Source organism: Microbacterium endophyticum, from assembly GCF_011047135.1.
Taxonomy (GTDB): Bacteria; Actinomycetota; Actinomycetes; order Actinomycetales; family Microbacteriaceae; genus Microbacterium; species Microbacterium endophyticum.
On record NZ_CP049255.1, the window covers coordinates 1,664,883 to 1,685,587 of the forward strand.

Consider the following 20,705-nt stretch of genomic DNA (forward strand, 5'->3'; position numbering starts at 1 on the left):
TGAACCTCTCTGTTCTCTCGGCGGAAGCCTCGGCTGAGGCATCCGTGTGTCAGGTGAAGACGATTGTTTGATTGCCGTTTCGGATGACGCGGTCTTCGGCGTGCCACTGCACGGCACGAGACAACACGGCGCGCTCGACATAGGCACCGCGCGCCTGCAGATCGGCGGCCGTCATCGAGTGATCGACGCGAGCGACGTCCTGCTCGATGATGGGACCCTCGTCGAGGTCTTTCGTCACGTAATGCGACGTCGCGCCGATGAGCTTGACGCCGCGCTCTTTGGCTTTCTTGTAGGGACCGGCACCGATGAATGCGGGAAGGAAAGAGTGGTGAATGTTGATCACCGGTACGCCCACTCCGGTGAGGAAGTCGTCGGAAAGGATCTGCATGTACCGGGCCAGTACGACGAAGTCGACGTTGCCGGCGAGCAGCTTGACGATCTCGGCCTCCGCGGCAGACTTGTCGGCACCCTGCGACGGAATGTGGAAGAAGGGCACGCCAAATGAGCGCACGTCTTCTGCCGTGTTCGTGTGGTTGGAGATCACCATCGGAATCGTCACATTGAGTTCGCCACGACGCTGGCGCCACAGCAACTCGAGAAGGCAGTGATCGCTCGTGGAAGCGAGAATCGCCATGCGTTTCGGGATCGACATATCTGAGATCGTCCACTGCATGGAATAAGGCTCGAGCGTTTTGGCGAGGTCTTCCTCGACCTCGTGCAGAGCGGCCGCGAGGTCGGGCCGGTGGAAGACGACGCGCTGGAAGAACGCGCCACCCTCGGGATTGTCGGAGTACTGGTCGAGAGTGACGATGTTCGCTTTGTTCCGCGTGATGAGCGCCGTCACTGCCGCGACGAGACCGGCCTGATCCGGACCGTGCACGATCAGGCAGGCGTGGTCGCGATAAGCAGTGTTGTGCAGCGTCATGGAAGGCGTCTCCTCAGGATCGAGCGGCAACGTACTCGCCAGCCCAGCGGGAGGTCGCGAGTAGTCCACCAAAAGTGTAGAAATGCAGTTTGACACTTCCCGCGGCCGAGTTTTCCGCGAGGAGGGCAGCGAGGTCGCCGACGAAGCGGTCGGGTCCGGCCGTTCCCATCAGGTTGGTCAACGAAAATCCGTACTTTTTCACGATCATCGCGTTTGCGCCGATGCCGAAGCGGCGGGCGAAGCCGATCAGGCGCTTGATGCCGGCAGGGCCCGGGGTTCCGATGCGAATCTCGGACTGGATGCCACGCTTACGCACCTCGGTGATCCACGCCGTCACCGGGTCGGTGTCGAACGAGAACTGAGTGAGAATGACCGCTTTCAGGCCCTGCTCGGCGAGTGCCGCTGACTTATCTTCCAGATGACGCCAGAGCACATCTTCGGCGATATCGGGGTGGCCCTCGGGGTATCCCGCGATCGACACCTCTTTTACGCCGTACTTCTGCAGGATGCCGCTGCGGATGACCGAGAGTGAATCGGGGTAGGGGCCTTCGGGTTCGGCCGGGTCGCCGCCGACAGCGAAAACGTGTTCGGTAGCCCCTACCTCCTGCAGGCGCGCCAGAAACTCTTCGAGCTGCGCCTCGGATGAGAGGCGGCGAGCCGAGATATGGGGGACCGGGATGAAGCCCATGTCCTTCACCGCTTTCGCGGCGGCGACGCGCATATCGAGGTCTTCGTTGCCGAGAAAGGTGACGTTAATTTTGGTGCCGGCGGGGATTGAGTCACGAGCCTCTTCGAGCCCGGCGACGTCTTTGCCCGTCATCTCCAACGAGTAGTCGTTGACAAGCTTGATCGATGCCGCGTTATTTTCTGCGGGTGTCGTCTGAACCACTGATCGAGGTCCTTTCCGCTTTCAGGGGGAGCGCCTCATTGCTGCTCCGTGAATGACATTACCTATGGGGATAGGTAATGGCAAGAGGTATTCGGCGTACTGATAAAACCCGCGTGTACTCTCGAGCTACTTGAGCAGCATCCCCACGATGAAACGCAAAAGAAAGAACACGACAACGATGTCTACAACGGCTGACAACACTTCCGACACCACGAAAGCCGCGCTCCTCATCGACGCGGCGACCTTCGCTGGAAAGATCTATATCAACGGCGGGTGGGTCGCCGGCGGTGGCGGAGAAATCGCTTCGGTCGAGCCAGCCACCGGCGAAACGCTCGCGATGGTGGGCATGGCGGACACCGCTGACGTTGCGCGCGCGGCAGCGAGCGCAGCGGTCGCGCAAAAGGAGTGGGCGGCGCTTCCTCACCCCGCCCGTGCTGGCGTGCTGCGAAAGGCCGGCCAACTCTGGGAACAGTACGCCGAAGAGATCGGTGGGTGGAACATTCGCGAAGTGGGGGCGATACCGCCACTGGCCGGATTCGCCCTGCACGTGACAGCAGCAGAGTGCTACGAGGCATCCGCGCTACCGTCGGCTCCCCTTGGTTCTGTGCTCTCGAGTGAAGAGCCGCGGCTTTCGCTGGCGCAGCACGTGCCGGCGGGGGTCGTGGGGGTCATCTCGCCCTTCAACGTTCCGCTCATTCTGGGCATTCGCGCTGTTGCTCCCGCTCTTGCTCTCGGCAACGCCGTGCTGCTCAAGCCAGACCCCCGCACCGTCATCACCGGCGGTGTATCGATGGTGCGCATCTTCGAAGAGGCCGGTCTGCCCGCCGGGCTTCTCCAGCTGATCCCGGGCGGCGCTGACGTCGGGGAAGCAATGGTGGCCGACCCCAACGTGCGTGTCATCGCTTTCACCGGGTCTACCCGTGCGGGTCGCGCCGTCGGCGAAATCGCTGGGCGACACCTGACACGCGCGCACCTCGAACTCGGCGGAAACTCGGCGTACATCATTCGTCATGATGCCGACGTCGACAAGGCGGTCAACCTTGCGACATGGGGCGCTTTTTTGCACCAGGGCCAGATTTGCATGACAGTCGGTCGGCACATCGTGCACGAATCGCTGTTCGACGAGTACGTAGAAAAGCTCGCGGCAAAAGCCGACTCGATGCACGTGGGCGACCCGGCGGCCGGCCAGGTGCATCTCGGCCCGATCATCGACGAGGTTCAGCGGGACCGCATTCATGCCCTCGTGCAGGATGCCGTGGCTCAGGGCGCAGAGCTTCGTGCCGGCGGTTCGTACGATGGGCTCTTCTACCGCCCGACCGTGCTAGCGAACACGCCCACCGATGCGTCGGCGTACTGCGACGAGGTCTTTGGGCCGGTGGCATCCGTTGTCTCTTATGCGACCGACGATGAAGCTGTTGCCCTCGCATCGCAGACCGATTACGGTCTCGCGCTCGGTATCGTCACGGTGGATGTGTTCGCAGGTCTAGAAATGGCCAAGCGAATTCCGAGCGGCATCGTGCACATCAATGATCAGACGGTGAACGACGAAGCGAACGCTCCGTTCGGCGGAGTCGGATCTTCGGGAACTGGCTCACGCCACGGCGGCGCACAGGCCAATATCGACGCATTCACTGAGACACGATGGATCACAATGCGTCGCGAGCCGGGGCAGTACCCGCTGTAGTAATGAACGGCGAGCTCGTCGAAGGACGAGCTCGCCGTCGCTACGTGGTGCTCAATGCGCCATTGCCGCCAGGGCGTCGGGGTCGATCGTTGCGATCGAGCGCGTGTCCTGAAATGCCCGGATGCCTTGGATTCCCTGTTCGCGTCCGAACCCCGATTGCTTCACGCCGCCGAAGGGTGCACGTAGGTCGAGTCGGGTAGCACCGTGGTCATTGACCCACACGTAACCGCACTCCAGTTTGCTTCCGACACGATGCGCGCTGTCGGCATCCGCTGTCCACACCGAGCCGCACAACCCGCCCCAGGTGTCGTTGGCGAGGCGCACAGCTTCTGCTTCGGTATCGAACGGGATGATCGGGATGACGGGGCCGAACTGTTCTTGCGTCACCACACGAAGGTCAAGGGGCGGGTCGACAACGATTGCTGGCCGGAGGAAGTTGCCGCCAGCCAGCTCTCCGCCGGGCAGCTCGCCGAATTCGCGAACATCAGCACCAGCGGCTTTCGCTTCGGCAATGATCTCTTCGACGAATGCCTTTTGTGCGGGCTGGTGCAGAGGCCCCATCGTTGTGCCTTCATCGAGGCCATAGCCGAGAACGGCTTTCTCGAGGCGGCTGGACAGACCGGCGGTGAGCTCTTCGAGCCTTGACCTGTGCACGAAGATCCGCTTTGCGTTCATGCAGATCTGTCCCGTCGTGTCGTACACGGCGGCATACAACCGGTCGAGGTGAGTGTCGTCCAGAATCGCATCGTCAAGGAAGACCGCGGCGTCGTTTCCGCCCAGCTCGAGGGTGACGCGAGTGAGCGACTTGGATGCCATCTCCATGATCTTTTTGCCGCCGTTGACGCTTCCGGTGAAACAGACCTTGGCGATCTCAGGACTCTGAATGAGTCCGGTCATGTTTTCATCTCGTCCAGTGATCACATTGAGCACTCCGGGCGGAAGTTTCTCAGCGACGCGCTGCACCACGCGCGCCGTAGCCAGCGGGGCCGAGGGCGGTGGCTTCACGATGACGGTGTTGCCGGCGAGGAGGGCGTGCGGAAGCGCTGCGCCGAGAATCGCAATCGGCCAGTTGAAGGGCACAATCACAGTCACAACGCCAAGCGACTGGTAGGCGACTTCGGTCGAAACCGGTATCGCTCCCGGGATGACGGGCAAAGTTTTGCTCGTATCCACCTCTTCGGCAAGCATCACTGCGAGGTTCCAGCGGATCTCGAACACGAGCGCGTCGACCCACGACTCCATGCGGACTTTTCCGTTTTCTTGCGACAAAATGGCGGCGTCGTTGTCTCGCTCGTCGGCGATTCCCTCGATCGCTTCCGACATGCGTTGAGCGCGTTCCGTCGCTTTTAGCCTCGACCATTCCGGGTATGCGGAGTGCGCAGCGCGCACAGCATCCGCCACGTCATCTTCCGTCGCTGATGCTGCCTCGCCGACAATTGCGCCCGGCTTTCCAGGGTCCGCGATCGACAGCGAGCTTTGGGTAAATCGCTCTTCTCCGCCGATATACAGTCCGGTTCGCATTCCGTTGGCCGTTAACACGTCTTCGGTCATTTCGACATTCACCTCTCTGTGAGTCGTCTCTTGTGGTGAGTCTGCGGCTTCGCCGACCCGCTTTCAAGCGATCTGCCGGTTTAGGTAGTTTTCGGGCCGGCAATGTCGGTGTTTTCATCATCGTTTAACTCTTTTATGACGAGCGTCACATTTTCCTTGACAATCATGTGTGATGTGGCGCACGATGACGGGGTCGGCACATTGACGTGCACTCTCTTCTCGGGCGAAATGTCCGCAGGATGGGCCCGTCAGGCTGGCCCCTGTCACCACATTCACGAGAGGCACATCGATGAAGATGAAAAAAGTCCTGGGAGCTATTGCTCTCACTGCCACCGCCGCCTTCGTTCTCAGCGGTTGTACCGACTCGGCGGCCGAGCCCGATTCTGGGTCGAGCGCGGATGCATCCAGCTCGGGCGAACTCACCTCCGTGCGAGTTGCTGCCCTTCCGATCTCCGAATCGGGCGCCATCTGGGGCGCGATCGACGAGGGAATCTTTGAGGACCACGGATTCGACGTCGAGATCGTGCCAGCGCAAGGCGGTGCGCAGGCGATCCCTGCGCTGCTCAGCGGTGACATTCAGTTCGCGATCGGCCAGCCGTTCGGTCCGTTCCGCGCTGACCTTCAAGATCTGGGCGTCGCAATCATCGGCAACTACGCCAACAGTCTGGCCTCGGGAGGCGACGTAAACGGAGTTGTTTCTCTGGCCGATTCCGGTATCACCGGCCCCGCGGATCTCGCCGGGAAGCGGGTCTCAGTTAATAGCCTCGGCGCCGCGGGCGACGTGACGATCATGAAGGCCGTCGAAGACGCAGGCGGAGACCCGACATCCATCGAATTCGTCGAAGTTGGTTTCTCCGACGTGCAAGCGCAGCTGGATGCCGGAAACATCGATGCCGGATGGGTGCCCGACCCATTCATGTCGCAGATCACCGGGGCTGGCGGCAATCTGGTCGTCTACCCCTACCAGGCGACCATCCCGGGTCTCGAGGTTCTGACGACGATCACGACGCAGGAGCTCATCGACTCTGACCCAGAAATGGTGACGGAGTTCGCAGCAGCGATGAGTGATGCGCTCGATTGGGCCGCGGCCAACGAAGACGGCGTGCGCGCAGCGATCGCAACCAACTTGGAGATCCCCGAGGAGGCGGCAGCCGGCATCACGCTGCCAGAGTTCACGGCTGAGCTCGATGTGGACAACCTTCAAGCCCTGGCCGAACTCGCGGTCGGATACGGCGTGCTCGACGCAATGCCTGATTTCGACCGACTCGTTCAGATCCAGTAGCGATTGGCTCGTGCGGGGTGCCCCGCATCCGGGTGCCCCGCACGCTGAGCTTCTCTCATCCCCCCACCCTGAAAGGCCCTCATGGCAGTCGTCTCCGCCACGCCCTTCACCTCGACCAATTCGCCGGCGGGCCCTTCGCGCCGTTCGCGCAATCGGCGCAGAATGCGCAGCGCTCGCAAAGTCATCCTCGGCTTCGCGGGTCTGCTCGGTTTCCTCGCGACGTGGCAACTCCTTCCCGCGCTCGGAATAGTGAATCCGCTGTACGTTCCCTACGCGACTCAGGTCCTTGCCCAGCTCGCGGCCGAAACAACCGACCTCGAATTCTGGCGAAACATCGGCCGCACGCTCACGTCATGGGGGTTGGGCCTGCTCATCGCAACAGTTCTTGCGGTCTTCTTTGGCGTCATCATCGGTCTCGTACCGTTTCTTCGCCGGGCCACGCACACGACGATCGAGTTCTTGCGCCCCATCCCCTCAGTGGCGTTGATTCCGCTCGCCATTTTGCTGTTCGGGTTTCAAATCCAGGCAGCGCTGCTCATCATCGTGTACGCGAGCTTTTGGCAGGTGTTCGTGCAAGTTCTCTACGGTGTTGCCGACGTCGATACCGTAGCTCGCGATACCGCGCGGAGCTTCGGTCTCTCGCGTGCGTCTCGCTTTCGCTATCTGGTTCTGCCGACCGCGTTGCCCTACATCATGACCGGCGTGCGGCTTGCTGCGGCTGTTGCGCTGATCCTTGCTGTCACCGCAGAGCTGGTCATGGGTATTCCTGGCATCGGGCGGCAAATCGTCTTCGCCCAGAGCGCGGGTGATTGGCCCACCGTGTACGCCTACGTTGTGGTTGCAGGTCTCCTCGGGCTGCTCGTCAATATGGCGTTCCGGCTTATCGAACGGCGAGCGTTGTCGTGGCATCAGTCCGTGCGAGGGGAGGAGCTGGTATGACGCTCTACACGAGCACTGTTGTGGTTCCGCGCGCGCGCTCACGAGCATGGAAGAAGTCGTTGGAGAGCATCGGTTTCGCTCTCGGGTTCCCGCTGGTGCTGCTTATTGCCTGGGGCGTGTGGTCGACAATTGCGCCCGCAAAATTCTTCCCCGGCCCGCTAGAGATTTTTGACGCTTTCATCACCACGTGGGTCGGGCCAGTCTTCTTCACCGACGTGCTGCCGAGTCTTGGGCGGCTCTTGGCGGGGATCGTGCTCTCCATCGTGGTTGGCATTGTCGCTGGCACCTTCATCGGTCTCGTGCGATGGTTGCGCGAGCTCCTTGAGCCAACACTCGAGTTCTTCCGGGCTGTGCCTCCGCCGGTGCTGATCCCCATCATGCTCATCATTTTTGGGCCGGCTGATGGCACTCGCGTACTTGTCATTGTTGCCGGCGCGGTGTGGCCGGTTCTGCTCAACACGATCGACGGTGTGCGCTCGACGGATGCCGTGATGACCGAGACTGCGCGATCGTTTGCCTTGACCCGCTTTGAGCGACTGAGGTACCTCGTGTTGCCTGCCGCTAGCCCGCGCATCATGGCGGGGGTGCGTCAGACGCTTTCGGTTGCGTTGATCCTCATGGTGATCTCCGAGATGTTCAGTTCGTCGTCGGGTCTTGGGTATCAAATCGTCTATTTCCAGCGCAACTATCTCATCGCCGAGATGTGGAGCGGCATCGTGCTGCTTGGGCTTGTCGGAGTGCTGCTGGCGGCGATCTTCAGTTTCACCGAACGGCGCGTATTGCGCTGGTATCACGGAATCAAGGAGGTGGAGCGTGCCTGACATGCTCTTGAACGTCGAAAACTTGAACAAGGTCTACGAATCGTCGACCGGAAACGTTGAAGCGATCGGCGACATCAGTTTTCAAATGAATGCTGGCGAACTCGTTTGCATTGTCGGGCCTTCCGGCTGTGGAAAGACAACTCTGCTGAAGTGCATCGCTGGACTCCTCCAGCCCACATCTGGCGTTATCGAGCTCGATGGCAAAGCAGTGACAGAGCCACCGGCGAGCATGGCGCTGGTCTTCCAGGAGTACGGGCGGAGTCTTTACCCGTGGCTCACGGTGCGAGGGAATGTCGAGTTGCCGCTGAAACACCGCTCGCTCAGCCGAGCAGAGCGTGATGGTCTCGTCGACGACGCGCTCTCAGCCGTGGGGCTTGCGCACTCCGATAAGAGCTACCCGTGGCAGCTTTCGGGTGGGATGCAGCAACGAGTCGCCATCGCGCGCGCCGTTGCCTATCAGCCCGAAGTGCTCATCATGGATGAGCCGTTCGCGGCCGTCGACGCTCAGACGCGCGCGGACCTCGAAGATCTCGTACGGACGCTCCACCGGGAGAGAAAAATGTCGATCCTGTTCGTCACGCACGACATCGACGAGTCGGTTTATCTCGGAGAACGCGTTGTTGTGTTGTCGAAGTCGCCGACATGGGTGCAAGAAGACCTCGCGATAGATTTGGCTCCGGAGCGCGATCAGATCACGACCCGCGCGCTGCCGCGGTTTACTGAATTGCGAACGCACGTCTACGAGCAGATTCAACGAGCGAAGCGCGGGGAGGCTGTGCGGCCGACGTCGTGACCCGCTCCCGACGAAGACAACCGCCTGCAGACAGAAGGAGAACCGCTCGTGCCCACGAGGCAGCCCAAACAGCTCCTGCTGTCATTTTTCGGTGAGTATCTCGTCGACGAGTACGTAGGACCGATCCGCGCGAGCGTTGTGATCGCTGTGCTTGAGCAGGCCGGGGTCGCAGCTCCTGCGACCCGCGCCACTCTCGACCGGCTCGTGCAGTCGGGTTTGCTCTTGAGAGAGCGCAGCGGTCGCGAAATCATGTTTTCGCTCACCGAACACGCGACTGCGGTGCTGAGAGAAGCCACCGATCGTGTGCGCAGCCCTGAAATCGGCATAGCTCACGACGAGGGGTGGACGCTCGTGACTTTCTCAATTCCCGAGGAGAAGCGACAACTCCGCCATCGTCTGCGCGCGACGCTGGCGTGGGAAGGATTCGCTCCTCTTCGAGATGGATTGTGGCTGGCGCCCGGCGAAGTCGACCTCGAGTCCTCCTTGGAGCCGCTGCGGAGCGATTTGCCGATCGGGTCGCTTGCCGCTTTCTACGCGCATGAACTGGCCGGATTCTCGATCGCGGAAAGCGTGCGGACAGCGTGGGACATTGACGCCATCCGGGCGGCGCACGAGGAATTCATCGCGGAATGGTCCGACGCCCCGCCGCTGCCAGACGGCGTGGGAACGCCGGCATCGCTCGCGCGTCTCGCAATGCTTGTTGCTGACTGGCTTGCCCTGCAGCGCGTCGACCCGCGGCTGCCGGTCGAATACCTCGATGACCATTGGCCCGCTGCCCGGTCGTTCGAGCTGTATCGTCGTCGTCGCTCAGAGCTGAAATTGGCCGCCAATGCTGAGTTCGATGTACTTGTCGCGCCGCGGGAGCGCATCGGCATCCGTTCAGCGTGAAAATCGCGCCCGAAGGTCGGCTTTGCGGATTTTTCCGGATGCCGTGCGGGGCAGATCCTCGATGACAACGACGTTTTTTGGCAGCTTGTAGCGGGCGAGTACGCCGTCGAGTTTGGCCCGCACCGACTCGGTTGTGACAGTCGCATCTTCCCGCACGGTGACAACTGCCCACGGCACCTCGCCCCAGCGTTCATCGGGCACACCGATCACGGCGACCCCTGAAATTCCCTCGATGTCGTTGATGAGGTTCTCTACCTCTGCCGGGTAGATGTTCTCGCCGCCGGAGATGATCATGTCTTTCAGGCGATCAGAGATGAAGAGGTATCCGTCGGCGTCGAGGTAGCCCAGGTCTCCGGAACGAAACCAGCCATCGGACGTGAACGCTTGAGCGGTCGCTTCGTGGAGGTTGTGGTACCCACGGAAGACGTTAGGCCCAGAGATTTCAATCTCGCCTACGGTGCCACGGGAGACCATCGCTCCCGTTTCATCTGCAATCCGCACGTCAGTGAAGAAGTGCGCGAGTCCGGCGCTGCCCTGCTTGGAGCGGGTTTTGTCGGGGGAGAGCGATGTGGCTCCGGGGGATGTCTCGGTCATGCCATAGCCCTGCGAAAAATGGAGGCCGCGGTCTTCGTATGCGTTGAGGATGCGGTGGGGCACCGCCGAACCGCCGCACGTGAGCTTGGCAAGTGATGAGAGGTCAGTCTCGGCCCACGCGGGGTGGTCTGCCAACAGCTGGTAGGTCGTTGGAACACCCGACAGCATTGTGACGTGGTGTTCTTCGATGAGCGCGAGTGCACGGCCCGCTTCGAAGCCCTTCTCCAGAACCATGGTCGCGCCTTTCAACAGCACCGGCAGCGCTCCCATGCCAAGAGATGCCACGTGGAAGAGCGGTGAAATCATGAGCGCGGTATCGGTTGAGACCACGTCGTAGTCGACGATGCAGTTGAGAGCTACCCACGTGAGATTGCCGTGGGTGAGCACGGCTCCTTTTGCTCTGCCGGTAGTGCCGGATGTGTAGATGATCGCGGCCGGGTCATCAAGAGTCACAGCGGCATCCGCGTGGCCGCGTGATGCCTCGGACAAGAGCGTGTCGAGACCAGGGATGCCGGGCGCGCCATCGCCGGTCAGCAACACATGCGCGATGCGCCCAGCTTCGACCCCGTTGGCGACACGAGCCGCGAATTCCAGATCGTGAATAAGTAGACGGGCCCCGGAGTCAGCGAGTACATGGCTCACCTCGGGAGGCGCAAGTCGAGTGTTGACCGGCACGAAGACAGCGCCGAGCTGGGCACAAGCGAACATCGTCTGGATGAACTCCGGACTGTTCTCGCCCATGTAAGCGACAGCATCGCCCTTGCGGATGCCACGGGACCACAGGAGTGCCGACAGCCGGTCGGTGTCATCGGCTAGTCGGCCGTAAGTCACCGTTCTGCCGTCGAAAACGAGCGCCACCTTGTCGGGTGACTTGAGGCGTCGTTTGCTCATCCAAGAACCGAGTCCGTGATTGTGCATCGCTGTGTTCCTCTCCGTTGAGGCGATTTTGACGTTAGCGGCTTCGCGAACCCTTACGCATAGAAGCGATAAAGACCGCGTGCAACAACCGCAGGCTTCGAGCCGCCGTCGATTTCGACGGTCTGGTCTACGGCGAACTGGTAACCGCCGCGCACTTCGGTCACCTCGGCGATAACGGCGTTCATTCGTACGCGTGCGCCGACGGGCACCGGCGAGACAAAGCGAACCTTGTCGAGTCCGTAGTTCACCTTTGTGCTGACCCCGGTGACCTCGAACAACTGCGACCAGAACGTCACAGTGAGCGAGAGTGACAAGAATCCGTGAGCGATCGGGCCGCCGAATGGGCCATCTTTGGCTCTTTCGGGGTCGACGTGAATCCACTGGTGGTCGTCGGTGGCATCGGCGAAGAGGTTCACTTGCTCCTGAGTGACTTCGAGCCAGTCAGTCCAACCGAGGTCGGTTCCGGCCAAACCTGCAACATCTTCGTAAGCGACGGTCGTGGTCATGAGTGGTGCCTTTCTTGTGGCGTGCGGAGGGGAATCAGCGTTGATGTGTTCCGGCTAGCGGTGAAGACCCAGCAGGCGCACCGCGTTCTCTTTCAAAATCCCGGGCATGACCTCGGGTTTGAGCGTCGTCTGTTCGGCGTCTTGCCGCCAGCGCTCCGGGGTGAGCATCGGAAAGTCGGAGCCGAAGAGCACGCGCTTTTTGAGAATTGAGTTGGCGTAGCGAACGAGCTCGGCCGGAAAGTACTTCGGGCTCCACCCCGAAAGATCGATCCAGGTGTTGTGCTTGTGCGTCGCCACTGAGAGCGCCTCATCTTGCCAGGGCACGGAAGGGTGGGCCATGACGATCTGCAGGTCGGGAAAATCGGCGGCGACACTGTCGAGAAGCATCGGGTTCGATAGCGCGAGGCGCAACCCTCGACCGCCAGGCAAACCCGCGCCGATTCCGGTCTGACCGGTGTGAAAAAGTGCGGTGACGCCAGCATCTTGCAGGAGCGCATAGAAGGGATAGGTCGACTCGTGACTCGGATCGAAACCCTGCACGGTCGGGTGAAATTTGAATCCGCGAACGCCGCTTTCGTCAATCAGGCGGCGCGCTCGGTCGAGGGCGTCAGGCCGATGCGGGTCGACAGAGCCGAACGGAATGAGCACGTCGTTGTGGCGCGCAGCTCCCGCAGCGATCTCGGCACTCGACAGCGGTACGTGATCGAGATTCGTTTCGGCGTCCACCGTGAAGACGACAGCAGCCATGTTCTGCGCCCGGTAGTAGTCGGCGACCGAGTCGAGGTCGGGGCGCGGGGCATTCGTTGAGAAATATTTGGATGCCGCAGCGGTCAGATCGTCCGGAAGCGACGCGTGACCGTGGTGGTCGATTTCGATGTGGACGTGCATATCGATCGCATCGATCGCATCGAGATCGATCGCCGGTTCGTAGCGCGTCATGACCGTGTGAGCTCATCGGGTAGCGGAGGAAAGCTCTCGCCGACCGACTGCAGCGGGCCGACGGCATCCGCAAAGCCTGTCTCGAGTGCCTCTGTCGACCAGCCACCCTCGTGGTACGAGGTAGTGATCGGCTCTGGGTGCGACCACATCTGGATGCGGTCGCCGCCCACGCCGATCGCCTGTCCGGTCACGTCGGCTGCTGCGTCGGAGGCGAGATACGCGATGAGGCCGGCGACGTCATCCGAGGTGCCGAAACCGAGATCGTGGCGGAAGAACGACGGCATCGTTTCGCCCTTTTCTTCGGCCTCGGTGGCGGCGGCAAAGTAGGGGACGGTGGCCGTCATGGCGGTTGCGGCCACAGGGATGACGGTGTTGACGCTGATGCCCGCGCGCTTGAGCTCGAGAGCCCACGTGCGAACCATGCCGACGATGCCAGCTTTGGCTGCGGCGTAGTTGGTCTGGCCGAAGTTGCCGCGTTGTCCCGTCGGCGAGCCGATGCAAATGATGCGACCCGCGACCTTGTTTTCGCGCATGTAGGTGGCGGCCTCACGCACGCACGTGAATGTGCCGCGCAGGTGCACGCCGATCACGGCATCGAAATCGTCGTCGCTCATCTTCCACAGCACGGTGTCGCGAAGAATTCCGGCGTTCGTTACGAGGATGTCGAGGCCGCCGAACGTGTCGACGGCTGTCTTTACGAGTTCTTGAGCAGTAGACGTGGGGCCAACGGGTGCGACGACAGCTACTGCTTTGCCGCCCGCCGCCTGGATCGATGCGACCGCGTCTGCTGCCGTCTGTGCGTCCACGTCGTTAATGACCACTGCGGCGCCCTGTCGAGCGAGTTCGGCAGCGTAGGCGAGTCCGAGGCCTCGGCCCGATCCGGTGACGATGGCGACTTTGCCGTCGAGAGACATGGAAACTCCTTTGTTACGTCCAGATGGTGGCGTATCCCCATTGAAGTCAAATTAGTTGAATGTGTCAATAATTGATGACGACCACTTTGCTACGATGACCTCATGCCCAAGCTCCCGATGCCTTCGACTGACAGTGTGGTTGATGGTCTGCGATCATCCGTTTTGGCCGATGACTTGAGCTTTCTCCTTGCCCGCGCGAACGCTCTTTCGCTCGCCGCCGGAAATGCCGCGCTTGAAGCAAACGGGCTGCGCGTTCGGTCGTACTCGGTGCTCGCGCTCGCCGTAGGGAGTATTGGCCCGACCCAGCGTGAGCTTGCCGAATTCTTGCGGCTCGACCCGAGCCAGATCGTGGCCCTGGTCGACGATCTGCAAGCGCGCGGGCTCGTAGTTCGCGAGCCGGACCCCCGTGACCGTCGCGCCAACGTGGTCGTCGCAACTGAAGCTGGCCACTCGACGTTTGCCGCGGCATCCGTTGCGGCGCGTGCGGCGGAGCACGACCTGCACCGCGATCTCACGACTGGTCAGCGCGACCAGCTCGCATCACTCTTGCGGCTACTCGCTTTTCCGTCGTGATGTCGGAGTTCCACACTGTGTGGCGAGGTTCGGGCATGGCGGGCCCCGGGAAATCAGCTTTGGGTGGACGCCGAATCGATCGCGAGGACGTTGCGAAGCGCGGCGCGCGCTTCTCCCCGCGCAGCGGACGCGCCGATTCCCACGCGTGATCAAACGACCCTCGTCGACGACGCGCGATTGAGAAGGCGTCACTCAGGGCGTCCTCAGCAGCTTCCGCCCCTAGCCGGCGCCGCAGGAACGACTCGACCACACCGACATGCCGGTCAAAGACTTCAGTGAATGCCTGCGGAGTCCGCTCGGCCCGTTTCAAGGTCTCGCTGTTTGTGCTCACGCTAGGTATTCCTCCCACAGTGGCGATTCCTTCCAACTTTCTTTCGAGGAAAGGTGGGGATGCTGGTCGACGCCAGGTCGCCGACAGGGCCTCGGTTGCGGTTGCGGGGACTAGGCGGTTGTATCTAGATAGGTTTTCGATCTAGATAGGGGCTGCACGCGAGTGCAACTAACGCATGGCCGGCCAGCGACCAGCAATGGATAGAGCGCTACCGGATGGCGATCGCGGGCAAGGCCGTTCCTGCGCCTGTCCGCGAAGCACGCGAGCTGGAACTATTGGAGGCAGTCCGCAACGCAGCGACCCCAGCGGCAGATCTTTTCGGCGACGCCGGTGAACTTGCGGCTGAAGATGCCGCCGAGCTTGCTACAGCGGAAGAGGTGGTACGACTCTCGACCGGCGGCGGTCTCAGACCGGCGCTTCGAGAGGTGGGTGGCGTCATGCTCGGTGTTGCGGTGGTCGCGACAATGCTTCTCTTGCTGCGCAGCGGCTGGTTCGTTGACCTCGACATTGCGCACATCATGGTTGCTATGGGCCTGGCCATGGTCTTCATCGGCTGGATTGTCGGACGAGCGCTCTCTTCTGCTGGCCTCACAGTCGCCGCGGTCAGCGTGCTCGTCGCGTCATGCGCAATCGCCGTCGCGGCAATTTCTTCGGCCACGAAACTAGGGTCGGGCTATATCGCGGCGAGCAACGTGTCAGTTCTCCTGGTGGCCCTGATTCTGCTTACTCCCGGCATCGCTGCGCTTGTTATTGCGGGGCGGATGCCGCAGCAGACTCTCGCCCAGAACTGGGACGACGCCGCATGGTTAAAACGTTTCCGGGGTGGGCTGAGGTCGCGCCTGATGCCTGCTGCCACGGCGCACGAACACGCTGCGGAGATCAGTCAGGCTCTCGAAGGAGGAGTTGGGCCCGCGCACAAGGAGTTTGGTCATCCTTTGGCGCTCGCTCGCGAGCTGGCTGATCTGGATCACACCGCGCGGTCACGGCGCTGGTGGCTGTCGACGATCGTCGGTACGGTCGTTCCGCTGACGATCGCTACTGCGATCATCACTATGAACTCTTGGGGAGTTTTCACAATCCCAGTAGCGGTCATCTTGCTTATCAGCTCATCAGTCGCGCCGGTTGTTGGTTGGCGGACTCGACCGTGGGCAAAGTCTCGACCGCAGGAGAATGCGTCGTGATCAGCGCCGCTTGGCAACGTGCTTCGCTGCCGATGCTCATCCTCGACGTACTTTCCGTCGCGCCGAGGCATGGGTACGGAATATCCCAAGCTCTCGTTGCCGTGGGTCTTCAGCCCATCAAAGGTGCCCAGCTGTATCCGGCTCTCGTTCGACTCGAGAATGACGGCGCGATAGTGGCGCAATGGGAGCAGAACCAGGCGGGCCCAGCACGCAAGGTCTATAGCCTCACTGACGCTGGTCGTGCACAACAACAATCCCTCCAAGTCGAATGGGTTGCCTTCATCGACGCAACAGAAGCGCTCAAGCTCACACAAGAGCAAATGGCCGAGTGAGGAAGCGCGCCGCGCTGACCGCCTGAGTCCGCCTATCGGTTTTGGGCCGTTCCATCAGAGGGTGCGGAGTGCGGTACGCCATATGTCGCGGTGCGAGCGTACGTAGCGGTCCGCGTCTGACCAATATTCGCCGTGGGCCTGGACGAGCATTGACGACCACGGCTCCGTTCCGTTCTCGTGAGATACGCGCAGTAGGTCGTGCATTGGTTTTGTGCGGTCGCCCATTGTCTCCGGCAATAGGCGCCGGAGCTGTTCGTCTGCTCGATAGCCATCGATGAAAGCGGCGAGATCCTCGGCGGCTATATGCGGGTCGGCACTGGGATCAGCGAGGGTGAACGACTGTGCGGCGTATGCCAGGTCCCAGGCGCGGGTGTTGGGGGCGGCAGCGTCCCAGTCGATGAACATCCATCGATCGCCAATGAGGAGGTTCCAGGGCGCTAGATCGTTGTGGCAGACCAGCTCATGGCCAGGAGCAGTGATCGCTGTCTCCCAGATCGCCTCGGTGGGTGGTGTGAATGTGCTACTCACGTCATGAATAAGACGCACCATCGCTCCCACCCGGTGGAGGTCAGGTCGCGAGAGCGGGTAGACGTCTAACGCGAGGGCCCCTGGAACGAACTCCTGCACCTGCCGGCCCTCATCGTCTCTGCCCATCGGGGTCGGAGCATCCACCCCGCCTGACCGGAGTGCCTCGACGAAAGCAACGGCGCTGGCTGTAGAAGCCGTCCATGGTTTGCGAACAGTCCCACCCACCCACACCACAGCGTCGCCGCTCGCGTTGCCACCTGCCAGGGGCTCTTCGTGGACCATGGGGCCTCCCATCCAACTGAGATGAAACATAGACCGAAAGTCACCAGCAGCCGAAACCCATGGGATCTGAGGCAGTTCAGCCTCTCGCCGCGCCACCGATCAAGTACCCATGTACGTGCAGCCAAATCCCCGTAATTCCGTGGGCCCGGACTGGGGCCATCTGGTGCTCGCTGAGTGGCCGGTTCGCGGGCGTTTACTGAACCCTACGTTTCAGTGGTCCATCCCTCGATGGGCGCCGCCCGGCTACCGGTTGAGCTTGTCTACGTCCGCGATCGTGTCGAGGCGGGTAAGTAGCAGCTCACCAGCGTCGGCCATGTTGGCTATCGCGGTGATTGTGACGAAGGCCGCGATGAGGGTCATTGCCGCGATTGCGGGGAGCGCGTATCGACGTTTGACGGTGAGGACAAGGGCGGTGGCTGCGCTGAGGATTGCTACGGTCTGGCCGGCTACGGTGGCGAAAGCCATTCGGATCGCACTGTCCACAGTGAGTGCGCCGTAGCTGTTCAGCGCGACGGTGAGCGCAAGGGGGATCACGATGACGCCCGCGATGAGAATGGCGGCGCGGCTGATCCGCCGAGGATTCCTCGAGCCGAGAGGCTGCTCCGTCAAGGCTGGCGCGGTCATAGTCCGACGATACTGGGCTGCGAACAGGCCCGCTACAAGTTTCGAGTCCGCATCGATCTCATTGAGCCCGCCCATGGGTTGCGAGACGTCTCTATCGACGCGGCTTCGCGGCGGGCGATTGGCTATGGGTCGTCAGTGAGGATCGCTCGGGTCCAGTGCCAGTCATTTTTTGGCCGGATCCACTGTTCCCGCCCCGAATTCAACTTCCGGGCGGCCTCGGTGAGCCAGATGGTCGAATCTGGCCCCCAGCCCGCGATCACGGACCCGTATTCCTTATCAATGTCGATCAACTGAGTGGCCGCCGAGAGGTATCCGAGCGTGGTGAGGTGCACGGCGTCCCACTTCTCGGAAACGCGCTGCCAGTCCGGGATCACCCATCTCCCGTCACGACCCGTCACGCGGAACCAGTCGTGACGACGGGACGCTGTGACCTCCATGGGGTACTCCCTGCAGAGGTCGGCCCAGTCTTCGGGCGATCGGATCTCGAGCGTCTTGCCTGCCCCCTCCACCGGGACGACCGCGGCGGTCTCCCAACCGAGGAAGTCCTCCGTCAACTCAAGAGCATCCAAGATGCTGCCGCGTGTGGTGAGCAACGTGTACGGCAAGGACCACCACATTCCCGACACGTTCGCGTGCGGATCGGCGGGGCCTTCACGTGCCGCTCTGGCTTCCCCCTCTCGCTGGGCTTGTGCCCACTCCGCAAGGGCGGCAAATGGGGTGGTTTCTCGCCACGCCGCTTCGCTGCGCGAGGGCCACTCCACTGCCCATTGCATCTCTCTTCGGTCGGCGGTGAGCTCGGGGATCGCCGTGGCCAGTCGTTCGGCCACGCGCCACAGAGACGCCCGCACTGCTGGCTCCGCGGCGACGTGGTCGTCGTCGTCGGGCTCCTGCCAGTAGTAGGCGAAGTCGACCGTCGCCTGCAGTGATTCCCGCACGATGTCGCAGCTGACATTTGATAGGTCGACACCCTCGATGAGTGCCGCGACCTCGTCGCCGCTGTACGTCGGGTCCTCTTCCCGGTGGGAAACGTCACCGATGAGCCGTCGGCGGCGAACTCTCGGGTTCGGATCCGGTTCCTTCCCCAGCCACAAAACTCCGAGACGCACAGCTTCATTTGTGCGTGACGCATACTCCAGACACAGCCGACGGCCGCGTGGGCCGCGCATAAGAGCATCCGCGAGATTCACCATCAGCCCACCCTGCCGCACGATCGCACGATGCTCCACTGCCGATGCGTGCGTCTTGCGACTAGCGGATTAGGAGCAACTGTGTTTGGACCAGACCTCGATCACGCGATCAGTATCTGGATAGCCGGCCGCCTCGAGTTTGTCTTTTACGTGCAACGTGACCGTCAGCATGTAAGCCTCGCTGTGAAGTTCTGCTTCTGATGTCCGTTCCCGCTCGTAGTCACTTTTTGAGAACTCGAGCAGGCTGGTTGCTGATGCAAGCGTTTCCGGAGTGACTTCGGCTTCAGCGAGGGCCAGTTCGGCCACGGTCTGTGCTTCGGGATCGGTGCCCTCCCGAAGATCCCCAAGCGACCACGAACCGGTGCACTTCTGGCCCGCGGCAACGAAGTCGTCGGTGCGATCGGCTGGGCCGTTGATGAGCGCACAACCGGCCATCGTTATGCCCGCAAGAGCCGCGATTCCAACGGCAAGAAACCTGCGTCGAAACTTCATTCGTCAAGGGTAAGGGGCGGGCTGTGCGCTGACCAGAGCTCCGAACGAATTCAGGGCCTGCCCCGCTTAGACGCCCGAGAGCGGACCGGGTGTCATCGGCCATCAAGTGCCGATCACGGACGCTCTCCACGGCCTCAAGCGCCGCGCCAGCGGTCATACAGTGACGCTGTGGCTCTACTCTGCAGATATGAAGGAAGTGTGGATCGTTTACCACGACAGCGGGCCCGACAATAATATTCTCGGTGTCTTCGACAACCCGGCCGACGCATACGAGTATCAAGAGCTAGTAGGCCCTGACTATCCCAAAGGTGCTCTGCTGACGCCATTTCAAGTGCCGTGGCGCAGTTCTGATCGCCAAACCACGATCCAGATCTAGGGCTCGCCATTTGCGCAGCTCGTGCGCGGAGAGACTCAATGATCCGGAGTGAAGCCTCCGTGACGAGCGCGCGGATAGCGCCGCAGCTGTTGAATCAGGCATAGATGAGGGACTCAAGCAGTACTATATCGATATTCGATAATATCGACTATCGATAAAGGAGCCCTCAATGCTCGCGCAAGACGATCCGGTACGAACCCGCCCGACAGTGCGCTACCGGGTGGTTCGGGCCCTTCTTGCGGTGGTCGCAGGATTGGTCGTGGTCAATGACCTCGTTCGTGCGTTCACGACGGTGACCGGACGCACGCTGCTTACTTTCGGCGGAGCAGACGGGCGGCTTCCGCTCAGTCAGCTTCCACAGCTCAATCAAGCAGACCTTCGTGAGGGCGCCGCGGGAACTCTCGCCGATTTAGATTTCGGGGCCCGTGTGTTCGCGGCAGCGCCCTCAATGATCGAAGCGCTCACCGTGATGTTCGCCTTTTTTCTCCTGCTTCGTGTTCTGAAGGGGGTGGCACTCGCCGCGCCCTTCAGTGCGCCCGTGCTGTCTGGATGGCGCCGGTTGACCATGGTTCTCCTCGTCGGAGGGTGTGTTCAGGTGCTCGTTGAGACGGCAGCCTCGGTGTATATCGCGAGCAGAATGGGCCTTCTCTTCGGAGCGGGTCAAGTGATGCCGGAGGATCAAGAAGCCTTTCTCGGCGGGGACTACGTGATCGTGAGCGCCGCCCTGCCCCAGTGGCCAATCGCAATTCTCATCGCCGGACTCGTCGCGTGGGCACTGGCCTCCGCGTTCCGGGCAGGCGCGAAGCTTGAAGCGGATGTGGACGGCGTTGTCTGACGAGAGTGTGGCCAATGGCGTGAGTGACGGCGTTACTCACCGGATCACCTGCCACATTGAGAGGGTTTTGCGTGAGCGTCAAATGACTCTCACTGAGCTCTCGCACCGCACCGGAATCACCATGGCCAATTTATCGATCCTCAAAAATAACCGTGCCAAGGCCATTCGATTCACCACGCTGACGCTGATCTGTGATGTTCTCGACACGACGCCCGGAGAGCTCTTTGGCATCGAGCCGAGTGACGGGCAACGGGCTTTGTGACGAGCGTTGCGGGAGATGGCTGAATTGTTCCGGCTGCTCGCGTTCCCGTCGGCGCTCTC

General features: G+C 61.7%; 23 protein-coding genes. 12 read left to right on the plus strand and 11 right to left on the minus strand.

Going from position 1 to position 20,705, the window contains the following annotated elements; genetic code table 11:
* Window positions 1-49: 49 nt before the first annotated feature.
* Both purU and G6N83_RS07725 read right to left on the minus strand, forming a co-directional pair.
* Entirely contained in the window at window positions 50-925 is an 876-nt protein-coding gene (gene purU, locus G6N83_RS07720) for a formyltetrahydrofolate deformylase (RefSeq protein WP_165140896.1), read from the minus strand.
* Window positions 926-938: 13 nt separating this feature from the next.
* Window positions 939-1,745, minus strand: coding sequence for a methylenetetrahydrofolate reductase (locus G6N83_RS07725; protein WP_165143279.1), 807 nt, complete (start codon window positions 1,743-1,745; stop codon window positions 939-941).
* Between the two features lie 217 nt (window positions 1,746-1,962).
* Here G6N83_RS07725 and G6N83_RS07730 point away from each other — a divergent pair, with 217 nt between their 5' ends.
* Entirely contained in the window at window positions 1,963-3,498 is a 1,536-nt protein-coding gene (locus tag G6N83_RS07730; RefSeq protein ID WP_241246136.1) for an aldehyde dehydrogenase family protein, read from the plus strand.
* Window positions 3,499-3,549: 51 nt separating this feature from the next.
* On the opposite strand, the gene G6N83_RS07735 is transcribed toward G6N83_RS07730, so the two are convergent.
* On the minus strand, window positions 3,550-5,049 hold the full coding sequence (locus G6N83_RS07735; RefSeq protein WP_165140898.1) for an aldehyde dehydrogenase family protein: 1,500 nt from the start codon (window positions 5,047-5,049) through the stop codon (window positions 3,550-3,552).
* Window positions 5,050-5,338: 289 nt separating this feature from the next.
* On the opposite strand from G6N83_RS07735, the gene G6N83_RS07740 reads away from it, so the two are divergent.
* The 5 genes from G6N83_RS07740 (at window position 5,339) to G6N83_RS07760 (ending at window position 9,772) form a co-directional block, all read left to right on the plus strand.
* Entirely contained in the window at window positions 5,339-6,331 is a 993-nt protein-coding gene (locus G6N83_RS07740; RefSeq protein WP_241246138.1) for an ABC transporter substrate-binding protein, read from the plus strand.
* Between the two features lie 81 nt (window positions 6,332-6,412).
* Entirely contained in the window at window positions 6,413-7,270 is an 858-nt protein-coding gene (locus G6N83_RS07745; protein WP_206535796.1) for an ABC transporter permease, read from the plus strand.
* The gene (locus G6N83_RS07750; RefSeq protein WP_165140900.1) at window positions 7,267-8,091 is read left to right on the plus strand and encodes an ABC transporter permease; all 825 of its coding nucleotides are present in this window, start codon (window positions 7,267-7,269) and stop codon (window positions 8,089-8,091) included. The genes G6N83_RS07745 and G6N83_RS07750 overlap by 4 nt, the downstream gene beginning before the upstream one ends.
* 1 nt (window position 8,092) lies before the next feature.
* A complete protein-coding gene (locus G6N83_RS07755; RefSeq protein ID WP_165143287.1) occupies window positions 8,093-8,884 on the plus strand; it encodes an ABC transporter ATP-binding protein in 792 nt (263 codons plus the stop codon).
* 48 nt (window positions 8,885-8,932) lie between these two features.
* A complete protein-coding gene (locus tag G6N83_RS07760; protein ID WP_165140902.1) occupies window positions 8,933-9,772 on the plus strand; it encodes a PaaX family transcriptional regulator in 840 nt (279 codons plus the stop codon).
* Here the strand turns inward: G6N83_RS07760 and G6N83_RS07765 are convergent.
* From G6N83_RS07765 to G6N83_RS07780, 4 genes are read right to left on the minus strand one after another with little or no spacing between them, the layout of a single operon-like run.
* Complete coding sequence (locus G6N83_RS07765; protein WP_165140904.1) at window positions 9,764-11,284, minus strand: acyl-CoA synthetase; 1,521 nt, start codon at window positions 11,282-11,284, stop codon at window positions 9,764-9,766. The two genes, G6N83_RS07760 and G6N83_RS07765, sit on opposite strands and share 9 nt — an antisense overlap.
* A 53-nt stretch (window positions 11,285-11,337) precedes the next feature.
* Window positions 11,338-11,790 (minus strand): MaoC family dehydratase, encoded by a 453-nt coding sequence (locus G6N83_RS07770; RefSeq protein ID WP_165140906.1) that lies wholly within the window; start codon window positions 11,788-11,790, stop codon window positions 11,338-11,340.
* 54 nt (window positions 11,791-11,844) lie between these two features.
* Complete coding sequence (locus G6N83_RS07775) at window positions 11,845-12,729, minus strand: amidohydrolase family protein (RefSeq protein ID WP_165140908.1); 885 nt, start codon at window positions 12,727-12,729, stop codon at window positions 11,845-11,847.
* Window positions 12,726-13,643, minus strand: a complete 918-nt coding sequence (locus G6N83_RS07780) for an SDR family oxidoreductase (RefSeq protein WP_165140910.1) — start codon at window positions 13,641-13,643, stop codon at window positions 12,726-12,728. Before G6N83_RS07780 ends, G6N83_RS07775 begins: the two co-directional genes overlap by 4 nt.
* Before the next feature lie 102 nt (window positions 13,644-13,745).
* Between G6N83_RS07780 and G6N83_RS07785 the strand changes: the two genes are divergently transcribed.
* The 3 genes from G6N83_RS07785 (at window position 13,746) to G6N83_RS07795 (ending at window position 16,060) form a co-directional block, all read left to right on the plus strand.
* Complete coding sequence (locus tag G6N83_RS07785) at window positions 13,746-14,216, plus strand: MarR family winged helix-turn-helix transcriptional regulator (RefSeq protein WP_165140912.1); 471 nt, start codon at window positions 13,746-13,748, stop codon at window positions 14,214-14,216.
* Window positions 14,217-14,762: 546 nt separating this feature from the next.
* Complete coding sequence (locus G6N83_RS07790; RefSeq protein WP_183408423.1) at window positions 14,763-15,728, plus strand: hypothetical protein; 966 nt, start codon at window positions 14,763-14,765, stop codon at window positions 15,726-15,728.
* Entirely contained in the window at window positions 15,725-16,060 is a 336-nt protein-coding gene (locus G6N83_RS07795; protein ID WP_241246140.1) for a PadR family transcriptional regulator, read from the plus strand. The genes G6N83_RS07790 and G6N83_RS07795 overlap by 4 nt, the downstream gene beginning before the upstream one ends.
* Window positions 16,061-16,114: 54 nt before the next feature.
* On the opposite strand, the gene G6N83_RS07800 is transcribed toward G6N83_RS07795, so the two are convergent.
* The 4 genes from G6N83_RS07800 to G6N83_RS07815 form a co-directional block, all read right to left on the minus strand.
* Window positions 16,115-16,870, minus strand: coding sequence for a phosphotransferase (locus tag G6N83_RS07800; protein ID WP_165140914.1), 756 nt, complete (start codon window positions 16,868-16,870; stop codon window positions 16,115-16,117).
* A gap of 243 nt (window positions 16,871-17,113) precedes the next feature.
* Complete coding sequence (locus G6N83_RS07805) at window positions 17,114-17,494, minus strand: hypothetical protein (RefSeq protein ID WP_165140916.1); 381 nt, start codon at window positions 17,492-17,494, stop codon at window positions 17,114-17,116.
* A gap of 122 nt (window positions 17,495-17,616) precedes the next feature.
* Window positions 17,617-18,684, minus strand: coding sequence for a hypothetical protein (locus G6N83_RS07810; RefSeq protein WP_165140918.1), 1,068 nt, complete (start codon window positions 18,682-18,684; stop codon window positions 17,617-17,619).
* Between the two features lie 66 nt (window positions 18,685-18,750).
* Window positions 18,751-19,173 (minus strand): hypothetical protein, encoded by a 423-nt coding sequence (locus G6N83_RS07815; protein ID WP_165140920.1) that lies wholly within the window; start codon window positions 19,171-19,173, stop codon window positions 18,751-18,753.
* A 187-nt stretch (window positions 19,174-19,360) separates the two neighbouring features.
* Here G6N83_RS07815 and G6N83_RS07820 point away from each other — a divergent pair, with 187 nt between their 5' ends.
* The 3 genes from G6N83_RS07820 (at window position 19,361) to G6N83_RS07830 (ending at window position 20,646) form a co-directional block, all read left to right on the plus strand.
* The gene (locus G6N83_RS07820) at window positions 19,361-19,549 is read left to right on the plus strand and encodes a hypothetical protein (protein ID WP_165140922.1); all 189 of its coding nucleotides are present in this window, start codon (window positions 19,361-19,363) and stop codon (window positions 19,547-19,549) included.
* A gap of 169 nt (window positions 19,550-19,718) precedes the next feature.
* Window positions 19,719-20,384 carry a hypothetical protein gene (locus tag G6N83_RS07825; protein WP_165140924.1) on the plus strand — a complete coding sequence of 222 codons (666 nt, stop codon included), beginning with the start codon at window positions 19,719-19,721 and terminating at the stop codon, window positions 20,382-20,384.
* Entirely contained in the window at window positions 20,365-20,646 is a 282-nt protein-coding gene (locus G6N83_RS07830) for a helix-turn-helix domain-containing protein (protein ID WP_165140926.1), read from the plus strand. Before G6N83_RS07825 ends, G6N83_RS07830 begins: the two co-directional genes overlap by 20 nt.
* The last annotated feature ends 59 nt before the right edge of the window (window positions 20,647-20,705 follow it).